This is a genomic window from Caballeronia temeraria, assembly GCF_001544795.2.
GTDB classification, from domain to species: Bacteria; Pseudomonadota; Gammaproteobacteria; order Burkholderiales; family Burkholderiaceae; genus Caballeronia; species Caballeronia temeraria.
Map to the genome: position 1 here is coordinate 58,344 of NZ_FCOI02000034.1, position 16,776 is coordinate 75,119.

11 protein-coding genes and 2 pseudogenes are annotated in these 16,776 nt (G+C 61.1%); 3 read left to right on the top strand and 10 right to left on the bottom strand.

Annotation, left to right across the window (positions count from 1 at the left end; genetic code table 11):
- Positions 1 to 209: 209 nt before the first annotated feature.
- Positions 210 to 1,877: a Na/Pi cotransporter family protein gene (locus AWB76_RS32205; RefSeq protein ID WP_061164158.1), complete on the bottom strand. Its 1,668-nt coding sequence runs from the start codon at positions 1,875 to 1,877 to the stop codon at positions 210 to 212.
- Between the two features lie 317 nt (positions 1,878 to 2,194).
- Here AWB76_RS32205 and AWB76_RS32210 point away from each other — a divergent pair.
- Positions 2,195 to 2,479 (top strand): annotated as a pseudogene (locus AWB76_RS32210) (TSUP family transporter); the annotation flags it as partial.
- A 248-nt stretch (positions 2,480 to 2,727) separates the two neighbouring features.
- Here AWB76_RS32210 and AWB76_RS32215 read toward each other — a convergent pair.
- The 3 genes from AWB76_RS32215 to AWB76_RS32225 all read right to left on the bottom strand — a co-directional run bounded on the left by AWB76_RS32215 (position 2,728) and on the right by AWB76_RS32225 (position 5,934).
- Positions 2,728 to 3,528: a gamma-glutamylcyclotransferase family protein gene (locus AWB76_RS32215; protein WP_244173534.1), complete on the bottom strand. Its 801-nt coding sequence runs from the start codon at positions 3,526 to 3,528 to the stop codon at positions 2,728 to 2,730.
- Positions 3,529 to 3,964: 436 nt separating this feature from the next.
- Complete coding sequence (locus AWB76_RS32220; protein ID WP_061164159.1) at positions 3,965 to 4,804, bottom strand: GSU2403 family nucleotidyltransferase fold protein; 840 nt, start codon at positions 4,802 to 4,804, stop codon at positions 3,965 to 3,967.
- Positions 4,801 to 5,934 (bottom strand): MurR/RpiR family transcriptional regulator, encoded by a 1,134-nt coding sequence (locus AWB76_RS32225; RefSeq protein ID WP_061164160.1) that lies wholly within the window; start codon positions 5,932 to 5,934, stop codon positions 4,801 to 4,803. Before AWB76_RS32225 ends, AWB76_RS32220 begins: the two co-directional genes overlap by 4 nt.
- A 111-nt stretch (positions 5,935 to 6,045) precedes the next feature.
- Between AWB76_RS32225 and AWB76_RS32230 the strand changes: the two are divergent.
- A pseudogene (locus AWB76_RS32230) lies at positions 6,046 to 7,455 on the top strand (methyl-accepting chemotaxis protein); the annotation flags it as partial.
- Positions 7,456 to 8,179: 724 nt separating this feature from the next.
- On the opposite strand, the gene AWB76_RS32240 reads toward AWB76_RS32230, so the two are convergent.
- Together AWB76_RS32240 and AWB76_RS39620 are read right to left on the bottom strand one after the other, a co-directional pair.
- Positions 8,180 to 8,431, bottom strand: coding sequence for a hypothetical protein (locus AWB76_RS32240; protein ID WP_157696256.1), 252 nt, complete (start codon positions 8,429 to 8,431; stop codon positions 8,180 to 8,182).
- A gap of 888 nt (positions 8,432 to 9,319) precedes the next feature.
- Complete coding sequence (locus AWB76_RS39620) at positions 9,320 to 10,210, bottom strand: LysR substrate-binding domain-containing protein (RefSeq protein WP_074171457.1); 891 nt, start codon at positions 10,208 to 10,210, stop codon at positions 9,320 to 9,322.
- A gap of 174 nt (positions 10,211 to 10,384) precedes the next feature.
- Between AWB76_RS39620 and AWB76_RS32255 the strand changes: the two genes are divergently transcribed.
- Entirely contained in the window at positions 10,385 to 10,714 is a 330-nt protein-coding gene (locus AWB76_RS32255; RefSeq protein ID WP_061164165.1) for a cupin domain-containing protein, read from the top strand.
- 398 nt (positions 10,715 to 11,112) lie between these two features.
- Here AWB76_RS32255 and AWB76_RS32265 read toward each other — a convergent pair whose 3' ends face one another.
- From AWB76_RS32265 to AWB76_RS32280, 4 genes are all read right to left on the bottom strand, one after another.
- Positions 11,113 to 12,429, bottom strand: a complete 1,317-nt coding sequence (locus AWB76_RS32265; RefSeq protein WP_061164167.1) for an MFS transporter — start codon at positions 12,427 to 12,429, stop codon at positions 11,113 to 11,115.
- 62 nt (positions 12,430 to 12,491) lie between these two features.
- Positions 12,492 to 13,706, bottom strand: coding sequence for a tricarballylate utilization 4Fe-4S protein TcuB (tcuB, locus tag AWB76_RS32270; RefSeq protein ID WP_061164168.1), 1,215 nt, complete (start codon positions 13,704 to 13,706; stop codon positions 12,492 to 12,494).
- On the bottom strand, positions 13,693 to 15,102 hold the full coding sequence (tcuA, locus tag AWB76_RS32275) for an FAD-dependent tricarballylate dehydrogenase TcuA (protein WP_061164169.1): 1,410 nt from the start codon (positions 15,100 to 15,102) through the stop codon (positions 13,693 to 13,695). Before tcuA ends, tcuB begins: the two co-directional genes overlap by 14 nt.
- A 63-nt stretch (positions 15,103 to 15,165) precedes the next feature.
- Positions 15,166 to 16,119: a LysR family transcriptional regulator gene (locus tag AWB76_RS32280; RefSeq protein ID WP_061164170.1), complete on the bottom strand. Its 954-nt coding sequence runs from the start codon at positions 16,117 to 16,119 to the stop codon at positions 15,166 to 15,168.
- Positions 16,120 to 16,776: the final 657 nt, after the last annotated feature.

Here is a 16,776-nt window from a genome sequence, read left to right on the forward strand (position 1 = left end):
CAGACCTTTGACTTTCACGAAAGGGACATATTGTAGCTGCTGAGTGAGGATGCCCTTCAAATCCGTGCCGATACCCTCATCCCTATTCCTGAGTCCGTTTCCGCACGCGGTCGCGAGCTGACAATGCACGTTTGCATCGACCATGAGGAGGTTGTCGTGGGACAAGCCGAGAGAAAGGCACGGGCGTCTTGGTGCTTGAGCGAGCGGCTTCACTCCTTGACGTGCAGCGTGTCGAGGGAACGCCTGCGCAAGCGTGTGTCATGCAATGCGCCCGCCGCGTCGAGCACCGGATACGCCGTCGAACAGAAGAGCGAGTTCAATCGTTTCATATTGCCGATGAGATCGAGGTGCAGGGCGCTGGTTTCCATGCTGCGCAGCGACTGTCCCGCGAGGCGATCGAGATGCTCGTGCGAATACGCCCGCTCCAGATCGCGAAAGCGCTCCTTTTCCGCCAGCAACTGTTCGGCACATCGCAGGTCGTTATTAAGAAAGACAGACAGTCCCAACCGCAGGTTGCTGATGAGCCTTGCATGCAGATCGTCGAGTTCGCCGAGGCCCTGCTCGGAGAAAGCGAGACGCTGGGAGATTTTCTTCTCCTCGATGTCGCTCACAATTCGCTCGATGATATCTCCCGCATGCTCGAGATTGATCGTCAACGAAATGATGTCGGTCCAGCGACGGCTTTCCGACTCGTCAAGCTGCTCGCGAGAGATCAGCGTCAGATAGTTTTTTACTTCCGCATAAAGCTGGTCGACATCGTCATCCATGCGCATCGTCTCGCGGGCGACGGCGAGATCGTTGCGCCTGAGGAGATCCGAAACGTTATCGAGCATGGCGCGCACGATGTCACCGATGCGGAGCACTTCGCGCGACGCATTCGCCAACGCCAGGCTCGGCGTTGCAAGACCGGCCGGATCGAGGTACAGCGGACGCAACTCGCCGGTCGTCACCGTCCGATCGGGCAGTAACCGGCGGCTGATCGCGGCGACCCGATCGACGAGTGAGAGGCACGCGCAGCAGCGTATGGTGTTGTAGATCACATGGAATCCCACCACGGCTTCGCGCGGATTGGTGATCACAAGCGGCAATCCGCGTGCGAGCAGCGATGCAAACGGCAGAATGATGATCGCCCCCGCCAGCTTGAATGCGAAGCTGCCAGCGGAAAGACGTCGTGCCGCCGCGTTCTGCGGCAACGCATTGAGCAAGGCGAGGAGGCCGCTGCCCAGATTCGCGCCGACGACCAGGCACAAGGCGACCTTCAGCGAGATCACGCCGGACGACGCCAGTGTGGCTGTCAGCAGAACCGCAGCGAGGCTCGAGTAGGACAACATTGCGAAGCCAGCGCCCACGAGCGCGTCCAGCATCGTGTCGCCCGTGAGCGCGCCGAACATCACCCTCACTCCCGCGCCCTGCATCATGGGTTGAGCCGCTTCGACGATGAGATGCAGCGCCAGAAGGATCAAACCGAGTCCGATGATCGTGCGCCCCACCTGCCCTGCTCGCGTCTGCTTTCGAGTGAGAAAGAGAGGCACCCCGACCAGGATCAGAATCGGCGAGAGCCATGATAGATCGAGCGTGAGCACGCGCGCCATCAGCGCGGTGCCGACGTCAGCGCCAAGCATGACCGTCAGTCCAGCCGCCAGCGGCACCAATCCCTGTGCGGCGAACGACGTGATGATGACGGCGGTGGCGTTGCTACTTTGCACGAGGCTGGTGACGCCGATGCCCGCCAGAAATGCCCGCACCTTGCTGCCGGTGCTACGCCCCAAAATGGCGCGGAGATCGGCGCCAAGCACCCGGAGAATGCCGGTACGGACGATATGTGAGCCCCAGACCAGAAGGGCGACGCCTGAGAGCAGATTGAGAAGAATCAGCACGGCGGATCGATTTCCTCTGAAATGGACGTGACGCTGACGCCAGGCTGTCGAAAACCGAATTGTGACAATAGTGTTGCATAGTTCGCCCGCCATTTGAGTGAAGTTATCCTGCGGTGCAATCCGGTGTTGCGCGCATGCTGCAGCCTGCCGATGGCGGGCGGCGTTCGAAGTCCGGCTCACAACGTTGAACGTGGGACACCTGCTCGGAACCAAGAATCGCCGAAGCGATGATGGGATCGCGTTTCCGACGATTCGTGAGGGCGAAGTCACCTGCCCCCGTCAGCATTGAAAATCTGCGCTGGTTCGCGGAGACCCTGATGGGATACTCGATCGTATTGAGCGTGGGTTTGATGGCTGGTGTTCTGAGCGGCGTGATCGGCATGGGTTCGTCTATGTTGCTGATGCCCGTGCTCGTGATCATCTACGGCCCTCAACAGGCCGTTCCGATCATGGCGATCGCCGCGATCATGGGTAATCTCGGGAAGGTTTTGTCGTGGTGGCGTGAGATCGACTGGAAAGCGTGCGTCGCGTATAGCGCGACGGCCGCGCCTGGCGCGATGCTAGGTGTTCGCACACTGCTCGCGCTGCCGCCGCACGCGGTCGGACTTTGGCGCCAGCTATGCAGCAACCGCGTCGGTTTCCTGGCTTGAGCCACGTCTTAAAAATTGTGAGATGAGCTTCTCGGTCGAACTTAAAGTCAGCCGCCAGTCGTCCCCGGTACTTGCGCAGGCGCTCGATCCGCTCCGCGACCGTTGGCTTCTTGCTTACGGAAAACGCCCCAGTTCGGCATCGCCTCAGCAGCCATCGGCGGCGAGACTGATCGGTCGCGTGGCAAGCGCCGACTCGTGACTCAACGACCGCACACACCTCCCTTGTGTCTCGCTTTGTCCGCACTCCTTGCGGCATAGTCTTCCGAGAAGGCCCTCTGCGCGAAGCATGGAGCTGTCGTCGCGAGCAGCGCGTCAACCTTTGCGAACTGCTTGTCGAACACCCACGGACGGCGCGCCAGTGTGCGATCGTTGAGCCAATATGCGCTCCAATCCCGCGTCGTCTCGATGATCTCGCGTGCGAAGTCCGCCCCGTACTCGAGACCTCCTTCGATGACGACATCGACGTAGGATTCGACAATCGGAAACTTCGCGTCCGGAACCGGAAGCCGTTCGCCCGGCTGCTCGCCTTCCACCTTGGGAACGTAGACCCAGACGGTTCCCTGCGACGGCAGCGCCTGCCATGACACCGCCTCGATCAGTGCCCGCGGCACTTCGAGCCGCACGTACCCCTTCTCGCGCTGGTCGAATGCCGACATGTCATTGCCGACGGGATAGATGACGCCGTTGATTGTCATCGGCGCTTCGCCCTCTAACGGACGACGCAAACCTAGCGCAGTGAAGCCGGAGCCCGAGCGATCGCTCCAACTGCGTACGTAGCCGAATGCCGCCGAAACGCGCACTGGAATCGCCGCTACCGGCTTGCCGGCTGTCTCATTGCGCGATGGCGTGTTGATGAGCGAGCCGTAGCCGAAGATAAACTGGGTAGGCTGGTCGGGTAGACGCGTTCCCCAGAAGTCGGTGGTCTGTGAATGCGCCGCTAACGCGACGAACGCGAGTGAGACTGCGATTGCAAGTCGAAAGTTTGCCAGCGCCGGCATCATCGTATCTCCGTCCCTCGCGACGCTGCCAATGTACACCGCCCGGATGCTCCGCGTCCGAGCGATCGCTGTTGACAATTTCCATGCTCACGCACGAACGACGACAGTACAGTAGGGCTGCTGTAAGCGCGTCGTCGTGAAGACAAGCGAGGCGTAGATTCGCTTGTCCTCAGGCCTTGACCACACTCAGCGCGCCAATCGGCCGTCAAAGAAAAACGAGCCGCGGCGGCGCGATCTCATCTAGCTTGTCTTCGAGCGCAAATATCTCCCGTCTCATAACGTGCTGTTCCGGATCGGAAGAAGACAGCGAGAAACGACCTCGTCGTCAGTACAACTGATGTGAAGCAGTTTACGAGTCAAGCTCCCGTCTCAAGAGCTCTTTGCTCACAGGACCCAGATCGGCGTTAGGCGGAAAGCTTGTCGTGTTGACGGGTGGGTCCTACGCGCCGCCAAGCAGTTCTTCGAAACCGTTCTGACACAGTTTGAGCATGTTCTCAGGCTCTATCTTGCGATCAGTCGGTATCGTCACCGCTTCGCGGATTAGATCGTTTACCCGAGAAAACAGGACATCGATGCCCGCGGTGATGGATTTTCGTTGAGCGTCTGTTAGCGTTGCCTCAAGACTTTTCCAGACCGGCAGGAGGTCATCTTCGATTCCGCCGCTGAAAAGGTACAGCGCGTCGTAGATGTAAAGCACATCCTGCGCGCGCTTTTCGCGGGCACGGTCGTCCCGGATCAGCAGCTTTTGGATGATGAAGCTCACGGGGTTGGGGATGCGCAGGTCGGCGACGGCTTCGCGTAGTCCGGACTCATCTGCAGGGATCGTCACAAGCCATGGTTCATGCAACAGCACTTCAAGGTGGCGCAATTTCTGGGCGACTACCCCGCCGTTGGCCAGCGTCGCGTCCGGCTCAAATTGCTTGGTGATGCTGTTGCGCCGCATCGGGCTGCCCGTCAATGGCGTGAGGAACTCGGCGTAGAAACCGTTCGCCTCATCGCCGAGTGTGTAGCGCATCGCCGGCGGCCGGAAATTGCCAGCGAAATTCGGCTCCTCTTTAAAGCCCGCGTTGACGAGGGCTTCCTTGATATCGCCCTCGAGCGCGTCGCGCGCTGGAAACGCAACGTCAGCGTCTTGCGTGAAGATCGCAGCGAAGTCTGGCTTGTAGGCGCGCGGCTCGTACCGGTAAAGCCGGTAGGCCCAGCCCCCAACGAAGACAATCTGCGAGCGCCACGGCGCTAGTGTCACAGCAAGTTTGCTGAATTCGGCGAAGTCGCTCACACCTTATCCCCAATGACGCTTGCAAGGACGCCGCGTTCCAGTTCGAAGGCCAGTTCTGCCCCGCGGGCCGGATGCGCGGACACATCGAGCCACGTCTGAATGATGTCCGTGACCCAGAGGCCATCTCGAAAGATCGCGCCTTTCTGCACCGATTGAGGGAAACTGAGCTGCTGAAGAATCAGATCGGGACGCTCGCCCTCTTTAGCGGGGCGCAGTGGCCGCCAGCTTTCGGCTTCCTTCAGGTTGGGAACCCAGATAGTCGGTGTTCCGCCCTTTACATGGCCGTAGCCCAAGGCCTTGGCTGCATCAAAAAGGCCCATAACGCCGGCGTGCTTTTTAAGAAGCTTTCGAAGCTGCTCGTCAGGCGGCGCAGGCGACACAAATTTTGTCGCCACAGCCAGTGGCGGCTGGCGGTACTCGGCTTTCCAGCGCTCGGCCAACTGCCGGCGGCGAACCAACGTCAGAAAGTGCGACGACTCAAGGAACCCCTCCGCTTTCAGCGCATTGATTAGCCGGGTCGCAGTCATAGTGGAAACGCCAGCGGCGCGGGCGAGTTCCGTCGCGGTGCTGTACCGGACGCTTTCCGCAGCGAGCAGGTCCTCGCGCTGGATGTCAGCCGCAAGCAGGAGCTTGATCATCCACTGGAAGCTATCCGTGAACACCAGGCGCGGCGGAGCGCCGTGACCGCCCCGATGCGAACCGGCTGAGTGATCGGGACGCTCGGAGAGACGAAGCCCAGGAAACTCGACGTACTGCGTCCCATCCGTTGAGAGCACAGCAAACGGTTCCCGGTCGCCGTACTCCCGATGAAACTCAATCAGGCGCTCAACGAGCGACCGGGAGGCAGTGGTGACCCAGATCAGGACTGCGGGACGAAAGTTGGCTTTCTTGGCGCGCCCCCGCGCTTCGAGCAGTGCCTGCGCGAATAGCGCAGTAACTCGGTCCGGACGGCCTTCATTGAACGACTTCAGAACGGCATGGTAGCGGTGGTCGTCCCCGTCGACGAGGACGACGTCCTCCGCGCTGTCGGCTCCCTCTGGTAAGCTGATCTCCCAGTCTGAGCTACCGAACAACTCGCGGAACGCGCTCAACGCCCTGTTTTCGGGGGGAGTGTACGGAATCGTATCCACTGATGAGCTCACATGGCCATGTGAATTCACATGGCCGAGTTAAATCACAGGGCCATGTTACACCTGCGAAGACACGGGCCGCAAGAGTCAGTCGCCGACCACGCGCCCTAGCCGGCCGTGACGCCACCTTAGGTCGATGTGGGCACCGGCAAGCTCGTGGTTGCATTTGCCGCGCCGATCGTCCGGGACGGAACGGTCAAAGGCGTCGTGTCGGGCGATGTGGCCATGGATAGCGTCGTTGCGAACGTCAAGTCGATCCAACCGACGCCCTCAAGCTTCGGCATGTTGCTGGACCGTAGCGGCAACATCGTCGCTGCCGCCGATGCCAAGCTGACACTGAAACCTTTGACCGACCTCTCCAACGAACTGACGACGAGCGCCATCAGCGCTGCCTCGCAGGAATAATCACCTGCCATTGAGGCGACCGTCGGCGGTGCGACGAAGCTGGTCCGGGCCCGCGCAGTGCCGGGAACCAGTTGGGTGACACTCGTTGCGCGCGACAAGTCGGAAGCGACCGCCGGAATGCGTTCGCTGCTGACTGGATCCGTCATGTCGCTGGCAGTGCTCGCCGCGATCGCCGCCGCCATTATTGGCGGCGTCACCGGCATCGCCTTCAAAGGACTTGCAAGAGTGCGCGACGCCATGGAAGGCATCGGCTCGGGCAGCGGAGACCTCACCCAGCGCCTGCCCGCGACCGGCAACGACGAAGTGGCGCAGATTGCCCTATCGTTCAATGCGTTCGTCGGCAAGATGAATAGCGTAATGGTGCAGATCCGTGATACGAGCGAGGCGGTGCGCCATGCCGCCAACGAGATCGCCTCGGCCAACCACGATTTGTCGAGTCGCACGGAAGCGGCAGCGGCAAGCCTCGAGGAGACCGCTGCGTCTATGGAAGAGATCACGTCCACAGTGACGCAATCGGCCAGCGCAGCTCGGCAGGCGGACCAAACCGCGACGACCGCAGCGAGCGCTGCATCCCGTGGTGGCTCCGTTGTCTCCGTCGTTGTTTCGACGATGCATGAAATCGAAGGTGCATCTGGCAAGATCGCCGACATCATTGGCGTGATTGAGGGGATCGCCTTCCAGACGAACATCCTCGCGCTGGACGCTGCGGTTGAGGCCGCACGCGCAGGCGAGGATGGTCGTGGATTCGCTGTCGTAGCCGGTGAAGTGCGAACGCTCGCTCAACGCAGTGCGCAGGCAGCGAAGGAGATCAAGGAACTGATCAATTCCAGCGTGACGAGCGTTTCCACCGGCGCGTCGCTGGTTCAGCAGGCAGGCGAGACGATGACGGATATCGTCGGCCGGGTTTCCAGCGTAACAACGATCATCGGAGAAGTAACGAACGCGGCTGACGAACAGACCCGCGGCATTCACGAAATCAACCGTGCGGTGGCGCAGCTCGACGAGATGGTGCAGCAAAACGCGGCGCTGGTCGAACAGTCGGCGGCCGCAGCTTCCGCGCTTCAGACCCAGGCCAACGAACTGGCAAGCGCCGTTGGTCAATTTCGCGTAGCGTAAGGTTGGTCGTACGCGCTCCTGTCGCGAGAGCATAGCGACCCGGCATGAAGGCGACGACCTCCAACTTGCCCGGTCGCGAACGTCACGAGTCTCCCGCCTTGACTTTTGCCAGCCGGCAGTAGCCTGAAGGAACTAGTCAAGCAATCCTGCTTGGCCGAAACCTCAGGATTCGACGACATGGCATTCAGCATCGACGCTTCGAGCATCGTGTTCAAAGAAACACACCGCGGCATTAACGCAGCTGCCGTCATCCTTTAGCGACGGCAAGCGCGTCGACGAGATCCACGATGTAGCTGAAAAGATGGTTGCTGACGTCAGCTTCACCTGCCCCGGCACGCGCACTGCATTCGCTGCAGAGGCACGACGCTTTCATCCTGTGGTTCTCGGGCGCGCCGATCACGGCGACCAAACTTTCATCTCCGAGTACGCCCCGCATCCTGCTCGCTGACGCCGAGAGAATCCTGTTGTCAAAGCTGTCCAGCGACTAGCGTCGTCGCTCAATCCGTCGCTGCGGCACCGCGCCTTGTGCCCTATCGTGCTGCCGCTGATGGCCGCGTCCACTAACCTGTTGACACCAACCGTCAGCACGAATGCTACAAACGTCACTTCCTAAGATATTCATCCGGACCAATGCCCGCGCGTAATCCAACAGAATCACAGGGACGCGTCACGTGGCGACCGTGTCTAGCCATGCCAAAAACGGCCGGCGCGGCGTGCAGAGACCTCATTCTTTCATTGGGAAAACATGATGGGAGCTAGCGTCGTTCGACGCGCAGCCGTCCGACATCCAAAGCAAATCGTGCCTGTCCATCCAGTCGTACGAGTCAATTTGATGCGCCCACGCCCAGTTCGCTTCGCCAGCGCGCTCGCCTGACTTTCGCTGCCCGCGACGGTACCGCCCCGCAGGAATTTGAGCCTGCTCGTTCGTACCGTCCTGCTCGCTGGCACGGAGAAAATCCATCGCGTCGTTTCTCATCTTGCTTCCGTCCAAATTTCTGCATCGAGACGACTACCGGGTCGATACTCGAGCTGGAGTGATATCTTCAGGTCTCCGACATTGCCTTCGAAACCCGTGTGTGCAACATTAAGCCATCTGGGAAGATCATCAATAGAGGCGCCGGGAACTGACCATTGTGGGATTTAGAACAATCGCCCGGCACGCCACGACATCGACGACGGCGGCACATCGCGCGGCAATGGCCGCCTTGCGGGCAGCAGTATCGTGAGTCCGATCGTCAAGCTCATGACGGAGAGAAGGGGCGGGCGCTGGTCGTACACCGCATAGTTCACTCGCGTCTGAGAGATGCGGCGCAAGCCAACGATCCGCTGCTCGCTGATGGCGCAGGGTTGGATGATCGCATGGGACGCAGTACGTGCCGCATACCTCGCGAGCATGGGCGTCCAGACAATCCGCTTCCACTCGAGCACAAAGCTCGGCGAGCCGGGCATTCGCGAGGCTTTGTTTCCATCGGAACTGCAGAACCGATCCGCAGCACGCACCTCTATCTCGCAGGTTTGAGCACGGCGTTGGTTCCTTGCCTTCGCAACGCTGCGGGTGGGCTCGTTAATGACGCGGAGGAATCCGCGTCGCTATCGTCACCCAAGCGAGGTCCTACATAGGATCGAAAAAATTCCCGTCGACGCGATCAGGGGGCGGGCTCCTAGAAGTCGCGAGTTGCAGCGCAACGGAGGTAGCCACGGCTATGGAGCGAGCCACCGGATGCGATCGCCTGCGAGCGGGCGCGTCGGCCGAAGGTTTGCACATTGGTGCCAAGCCAGACGCGGGCGCGAGTTTTCGCTGTAAAGCTGAAGCTGCCGCGGTCCGCCGAGCGGATTTCTGGTTGGCTCAGCCATACTTATGCGGTCAACAAGGACTATCTGGTGTCGCACCAGACAATTCCTCTTGCAACCATTCACTAAAATCGCGAACAGCTTCGTTTGGAGACCCGACCATCGAACAGAAGGCGAATGTCGCGCCAGTTGCTATGAAGCCGAGCGGGGCTATCAGTCGCCCGTGCGAAATTTCACGCTGTACAAGCGTTGCAGGGGCGATGGCAATACCAAGACGCGCGACCGCACCCTCGAGAAGTAACGACAATTGATCGAATCGACGGCCATTTGCGAATGAGGCAGGTTCCAGCCCATTTCCCGCAGCCCATGCTTCCCAAGCGTGCGGGCGCGACGATGTGTGCAGTAACGGTTGGCCGATCAAATCTTTCGGTGCTCCGATGCGATGAGCCCAGTCTGGCGCACACACCGGACCCACATGCTCGTCGAAGAGCCTGACTGCATCAACATTCGCGGGCCAGTTTTGGCCACTGACGATGAGACAGTCGATGACCTGCCTCTGGAGATCTTCTATGGTTCCGCTTGTCTGTAGACGGACCCGCACGTGCGGATGAGCCGACTCAAAGCGGTCCAGGCGCGGAATAAGCCAGTTGGACAGGAAGCTTGCCGGCGCCCCCAGCACAATCTCGGCGACCGGTGCCCCTTCCGCAAGTTCTTCGCAATGCGCTTGCAGCTGCGAGAAGATCTGGTCGGCAACCTGCTTGAGGCTCTGCCCTTCAGGGGTCAGACGGACACCGCCCGCGTGGCGTATGAAGAGCGATTTGCCCAACCATTCTTCCAGTTGCCGGACCTGATGGCTCACGGCACTGTGAGTGACGTGAAGCTCTCGTGCTGCCGCCGAGATATTCAGGTGACGAGCTGCGGCGTCGAAGGCGCGAAGTGCATTGAGGGGTGGCAGTCGGCGCATCTGGCTAAGGTGTCAATTTAATTCGCGTCATTGTGCACAAATTAGTCGCTACCAGGGAAAAGCACTGCCCCCTATATTAGATGCCGCTGGATAAACGAACCAACCGCGCTTGCACCTGCGTATTCTGGGACGCGAGCGCGCCCATCGATTTTCGTGGAAAAGGGCAAAACTCCAATGAACGACAAAGACATTCCCCTGGCTAATCAAAAGGTAGTCGATAAGACCCTGTTGACGGCCGACGGTTACGCCGTCGCCCAGACGACCGTTGCACCGGGCGGCGAGACAAAGTGGCATCATCACACGCACGTGAAGGACCGATTTCTTGTCGTGCAGGGCGTTCTGACCGTTGAAACGAGAATTGCCGATCGGACCGTTAGTCGGCGGGTGCGCGACCATTACACCGTCGAGGAAGGTGTCGTGCACCACGTGAAGAATGAAACAGCCCACGATGTGGTGTACATCACGGTGCAATCCGGAGGAGCGAGCGACATCGTGCTTGCCTGAAGGCGTTCGACGGATGCCGCGGAGCAAGTCCTACCAAATAAGGGCGAACGGGGGTTCACAACTCAAGCCGATCGTCGACATCAGCATAGAGGAGTTCGCGGCTGGGATCCGCGTTCGCCAACTTCCTCATCGGCGAACCAGCAGCATGGCCGAGTGTCCAGATGCGTCTTTCGGCAAAACGCTCACGACCCCGGCCGTTTCAACGTCGTGGACTGATTAAATGGTGCGACGGGGTTTAACGCTCCGTCTCGGGCCGGTCCCGCTGCCGCTTCATATCTGCGCGGTCCAATTCGACGACAAGGAAACGTTGGACATTATCGACGGTGTCGGAAGCGCGTCCTTTTTACCGTGCAGATACCGCAAGGCCGGCCTTCCGACGCACATCGAAACATCCTTTATCAGGCCGACGCCGCCGAAGCATTACGTCCCGCGCTGCGCCGATACAAACCCAGCGTCGCACAGAGACCACAAATCGCAGCGAAACTCAGCCAGTACGCAGGCGCGGCCTTGTCATGCGTCACCTGAATGAGGTACGTGGACACCGCCGGCGTAAAACCGCCAAACACCGCTGTCGCCAGACTGAACGCCAGGGAAAAACCCGCGACGCGCACTTCCACCGGCATGACTTCCGTCAGCGCGGCGACCATCGCACCGTTGTACATGCCGAAGAAGAATGAAAACCACAGCAGCACGATCAACATGCGCGCGAAGCTCGGTGCATCGGCAAGCCAGGACAGCGCCGGATACGCGGTGAAGATCGCCAGCACCGAAATGGCAAGCAACAGCGGCTTGCGGCCAATGCGGTCGGACACCGCGCCGCCAATCGGCAACCAGATGAAGTTCGATACGGCCACGAGCAGCGTCACCATCAGGCTATCCGAGGTGGACAGCTTGAGGACCGACTTGCCGAAAGTCGGTGTATAGACGGTGATGAGGTAGAACGTCGTGGTGGTCATCGCCGTCAACAACATGCCGCCGATGACGGTGCGCCAGTTGGCGAGCAGCATCGAAAAGATTTCACGCGCCTGCGGATGATGCCGCCGCGCTTCGAACGCGGCCGTTTCTTGCAGCGAACGGCGCAGGATGAACAGGAACGGCACAATCGCGCAGCCAATGAAGAACGGCACGCGCCAGCCCCACGCGCCGATCTGCTGCGCGGAAAGCCACTGGTTCAGGCCATAGCCAATGGCCGCCGCCATGACGATGGCGACCTGCTGGCTCGCCGACTGCCAGCTCGTATAGAAGCCCTTGTTCCCGGGCGTCGCCATCTCCGCAAGATAGACCGACACGCCGCCCAGTTCCGCGCCCGCCGAGAAACCCTGCAGCAGCCGCCCGAGCAACACGAGCGCCGGCGCAAGCAGGCCGATGCTCACATAGCCCGGCACGCACGCAATCAGAATGGTGCCGCTCGCCATGATCGACAGCGTAACGATCAGCCCCGTGCGCCGCCCTACTTTGTCGATATACGCGCCGAGAAAGATCGCTCCTAGCGGACGCATGAGAAAGCCCGCGCCGAACACGGCGAAGGTGAGCATCAACGAGGCAAATTCGCTGGTCGAAGGAAAGAAGATCTTCGAAATGGAGGCTGCGTAAAAACCGAAGAGAAAGAAATCGAACTGTTCGAGGAAGTTGCCGCTCGTCACACGCAGCACGGCGGCGGCGCGCGTCGAGCGCGAAACACCAGAGGTTGCGGCGATCGGTTCTGTCGACTTCATTGCGTCTCCTAAATCTTATCGGTGTATCTATCGTGAAGAGCGCCCGCGGCGCGCTGTCAATGCTAGTCAGAACCGAGGCTCACTGTGTTGCGCTGCCGCTTTTCTATCGACGATTTGAGCAGCGCCGCCGAACGGAATACGCCGTGTGCGAACTTTCCGTAAGGCAGTGTTGCGAACAATGCCATCACGATGCCCAGATGCACCGCGAGCAGCCACGGCATGGCGGTCGTCGTGCGGAACGCGAGCAGCGCGAGGCCGGACGCGCTCGTCAACAAAAGGAGCGCAATGAAACCGCGGTCCATCAGATGCTGACGGGCATCGCTCCGTTCGGGCACGCGCTTCAGGTTCAGCCACAACAGTCCCGCCGGCCCCACGATCAACCCGATGCCTCCCGCCGTGCCCAGCAGCACCGGCACGCTGAAGAACGGATACGGCGCTTCCAGCCTGAACGCATAGTGATAGAGCGTCGCGACAGCGGTGGCGGCGAAGCACAGCATGAAGCCATAAAACGTCAGATGGTGGAACCGGCGCCGCGCGAGGGTGAATGCGTCGTCGTCTTCGTTGCAGCCATCGCCGTGGCCTCCATCGAGATACTTGAGCGTTAGCGCGTTCTTCGCCGCTTCCGCGACCGCAGGCGCGCTCGCGCTCGCCGTTCCGGCCGACACGTCGTGCCAGAAACGCGTGACGCCCACGCCGAGCGCGAGAATGGCGGACAGGAATACGATGCCGAACATGGCAGCCAGCAGGTTATGCGGGAATATGGCGTAGAAGTTCGCCGGCACGACATCGCCCGACAAACCGCCGTGCAAAGCCGTGCCCAACAGCAGAAACAGCGCGAGCCCCGCCGCCAGCGCCACCGACAACGTCAGCCCGTTGCGCTTGTAGAGCGCGCCGAACGACCCGGGAAACGCATATTCCGTGTAAGTTTCCAGGCGCACCTCGGCCATGGCTTTCGGGACGTTCACGCCGAACTCGTGCGGCGGCGCGTACTGGCACGCGTGATAACACGCGCCGCAGTTGTGGCAAAGATTCGCCAGATAGTTGACGTCCGACTTTCCAAATTCGAGGCGGCGCGTCATGGCTGGAAAGACGGCGCAGAATCCTTCGCAATAGCGGCACGCGTTGCAGATCTGCATCTGACGCGCGACTTCGGTTTCGCTCTTGCTCATCGGCACGATGGGAATGATGCGCGCCGTCTTGCCGTGGGTGGTGGGGTTCGTCTCGCCCGGCGACGCAGTACGCGTGCGTTCGGGCGCAAGCATGTCAGGCTGCTGCACTGGCTGTCTCCGTTGTGTTGAGTGCGGCACGCGCCGCCTGGGTCCCGGCAATGCGCCCGAAGGCCGTTCCGATCGACATGCCGACGCCCGCCGTATAGCCCTTGCCGAGCACGTTGCCCGCCATCATCTCGCCGGCCACGAACAGGTTGTCGCTGGCTTCGCCGCCGAAGTGAACCTGCGCGCAGTCATTGGTCTTCAGGCCGAGGTACGTAAACGTGATGCCGGGCCGCAACGCGTAGCCATAGAACGGCGGCGTATCGATACGGCGCGCCCAGTGCGTCTTCGGCGGCGTCAGGCCCTCCGTGTGGCAGTCGTCGAGCGCGGTATGGTCGAAGGTGCCGACGCGGCAGGCATCGTTATAACGCGTGAGGCTTTCCATGAAGCGCGCTTCCGGCAGCCCGAGCTTGCGCGCCAGTTCCGGCAGCGTGTCGGCCTTCTCGCCCGGAAAAACCGGCGGCATGAAGCGGCCAATGGCTTTCGAGTCGATGATCGAATAACCGGTCTGTCCCGGCTGATGCGCGACGAGCCGCCCCCAGATGGCATAGCGCTTGGGCCAGAAGTCCTCGCCTTCATCGTAGAAACGCTGGGCGTCGCGATTCACGACGACGCCAAGCGACACACAGTCGATGCGCGTGCAGATGCCGCCGTCATACAACGGTGCGCGCGCATCGATGGCGACGCAGTGTGACTGCGACGGATCGCCGATCATGTCCGCGCCGGCATCGCGCATATGCTTGATCAGCACGCCCTTGTTGAAGCGCGTGCCGCGAATCAGGAAGTTGTCGGCGGGCCATTCGCCGCGGTCGTTCTGCCCCCAGGCTTCGCGCAGCCATTCACGATTCGACTCGAACCCGCCTGCCGCCAGCACGCAGGCGCGCGCTTCGAAGCGCCGCTTGCCACTGCGCGCCGCGATGAAGCGGCCGCCGTCGAGTTCCAGCGAATCGACGGGCGTCTCGTAGTGGATCTGCACGCCGAGCGCTTCCGCGCTCCGGTAATACGCGTTGAGCAGTGCCTTGCCGCCGCCCATGAAGAACGCATTGGTGCGCGCCACGTGCAGCGCGCCGGACAGCGGCGGCTGGAAGCGCACGCCGTGCTTCTGCATCCACGGACGGCACGTTGACGACGCGCGAATGGTCAGCTGGGCGAGATGCTCGTCCGTGATGCCGCCCGTCACCTTGAGCAGATCCTGCCAAAACTCCTCTTCCGGATAGGCATCGACGAGCACGTCTTGCGGTGCGTCGTGCATGCAGCGCAGATTGCGGGTGTGTTGCGAGTTCCCGCCGCGCCATTCGCGGGGCGCCGATTCGAGCAGCAGGACCGACGCGCCGGCTTCACGCGCCATCAATGCGGCGCATAACGCGGCATTGCCTCCTCCGATTACGAGCACATCGACCATTAGACTTGTCTCCTTTCGGACGCATCGTAAGGGTCTCGTCCCCGCCCCGCTACCAGCGCGCCGTCAAGAGGTGTTCAGTTTTTGTGAAGACTCCGGCTCGCGCAGCCGCGCGCCGGGCCAGCGGCCTTCCTGCACGAGTTGACGGATGACGTCGGCGAGCACCACGCGGGCGGCGAGTCCGGCGGGCGACAGTTCGTCATCGGAGATGCTGGCGATCATGTTGGGGCGCGTGGCGTACCGCTCCGCCACGGGCACGCTCGTCAGGAGCACATTCTCGCGCCGAGCGAGTGCCGCGCCTGGTTGAATGGTCGCGCCCAAGCCGCTGCGCACCAAGTCCATCAGCAGCGCGAGCCCATCCACTTCGGCGACGATATTCGGCTCGTACTCCGCGCGCCTGAACGCCGATGCCAGCAGGGAGCGCAGCCCATGCGTGCCGCTGGGCAGAATGAGCGGCAGCCTGCCGAGATTCTTCAGCCGCACGGACGCGCTCGCGGGCATGCCGTCGAGATCCCCCGAGCCGATCAGGAACAGGCGTTCGTCGAGCAGCGGAATGATGCTGAAGCGTTGCGCGGGTTCCTCGCGGAACAGCACGGCAAGATCGATCTGACGCGCGCTCAGCATGGAGGCGAGATAGCCGGAGAGACTTTCGACCATGTGCAGCCGCACTTCGGGGTAACGCGTACGCATGGCCTGCATGAACGCGACGCCTAACACGCTCGCCGTGCTCGGCGCCATGCCGACGCTCACGTGACCGGAAAGGCGGGCGGAGCGCGCGGCGAGCGCAGCATCGTCGATATGACGCAGTGCGAGTTGCGCCTGACGCCAGAACGCGAGGCCCGCATCGGTCGGCACAACGCCGCCCGACGTGCGTTGCAGCAGACGCGTGGACAGCTCGCCCTCGAGGCGGCTGATCTGCTGACTGAGTGCCGATGTGACCACGCCGAGCTCCAGCGCTGCCTTGCCCATGCTTCCGTGTTTCACGACGCTCAGGAAATAGCGTAGTTGTCTGAGTTCCATTCTGCAGTCGGACAGGTGGTGGACGTCCATTTTGACAGCAAGTCAGCGGTGTGGTGAATCCTCGCATCGTTCGGACTGGCATAACTCTCAAGAGCGCGATCAATGCCCGATCTCGACAAATGCAGCGGAACTGGAAAGTAAGCCCACCTACTTGGCATCATCATTCAGCGAGGAAGCAAGGCTATTTAGATGACTATAAATCTTCTACTGCCCGCGTTTGCTGCGAAACGCAATGGCTTCGCGCATGCAACGAATGCGTTAGGTGAGTATTCGGCCTTTGCGGACGTTCGACGAGACTCCCTCGAACGTCGGCGGTAGGGCGAGTTGCCGACGATGACGGCGTCGTGCGTCGGGACGCCCTTTTCGGCATACGCCGACTTACGGTTTGACCCATTGCCGACGGTCGCATGGTCCTAAATCCGATGGCGGATAACGGTGCAGTCCAGTCATCGACGCCGGCTTACAAAGAGCAGCGCTTGGGCCGCAGCAGAAGTGCATTGATGCAGAGCCGACCCCCCGCGTCCTTCGCGGGCTCGAGAGCGGGAGATAAGTGACAGCTCAAACTCGGAAAAGGCCTTAGCAGGTTGCTGAAGTACCGAGGGTTCATGTCATCGTGGAAGTGCCCTGATGCGTTGATATTAGACCCCTTACTTGCCC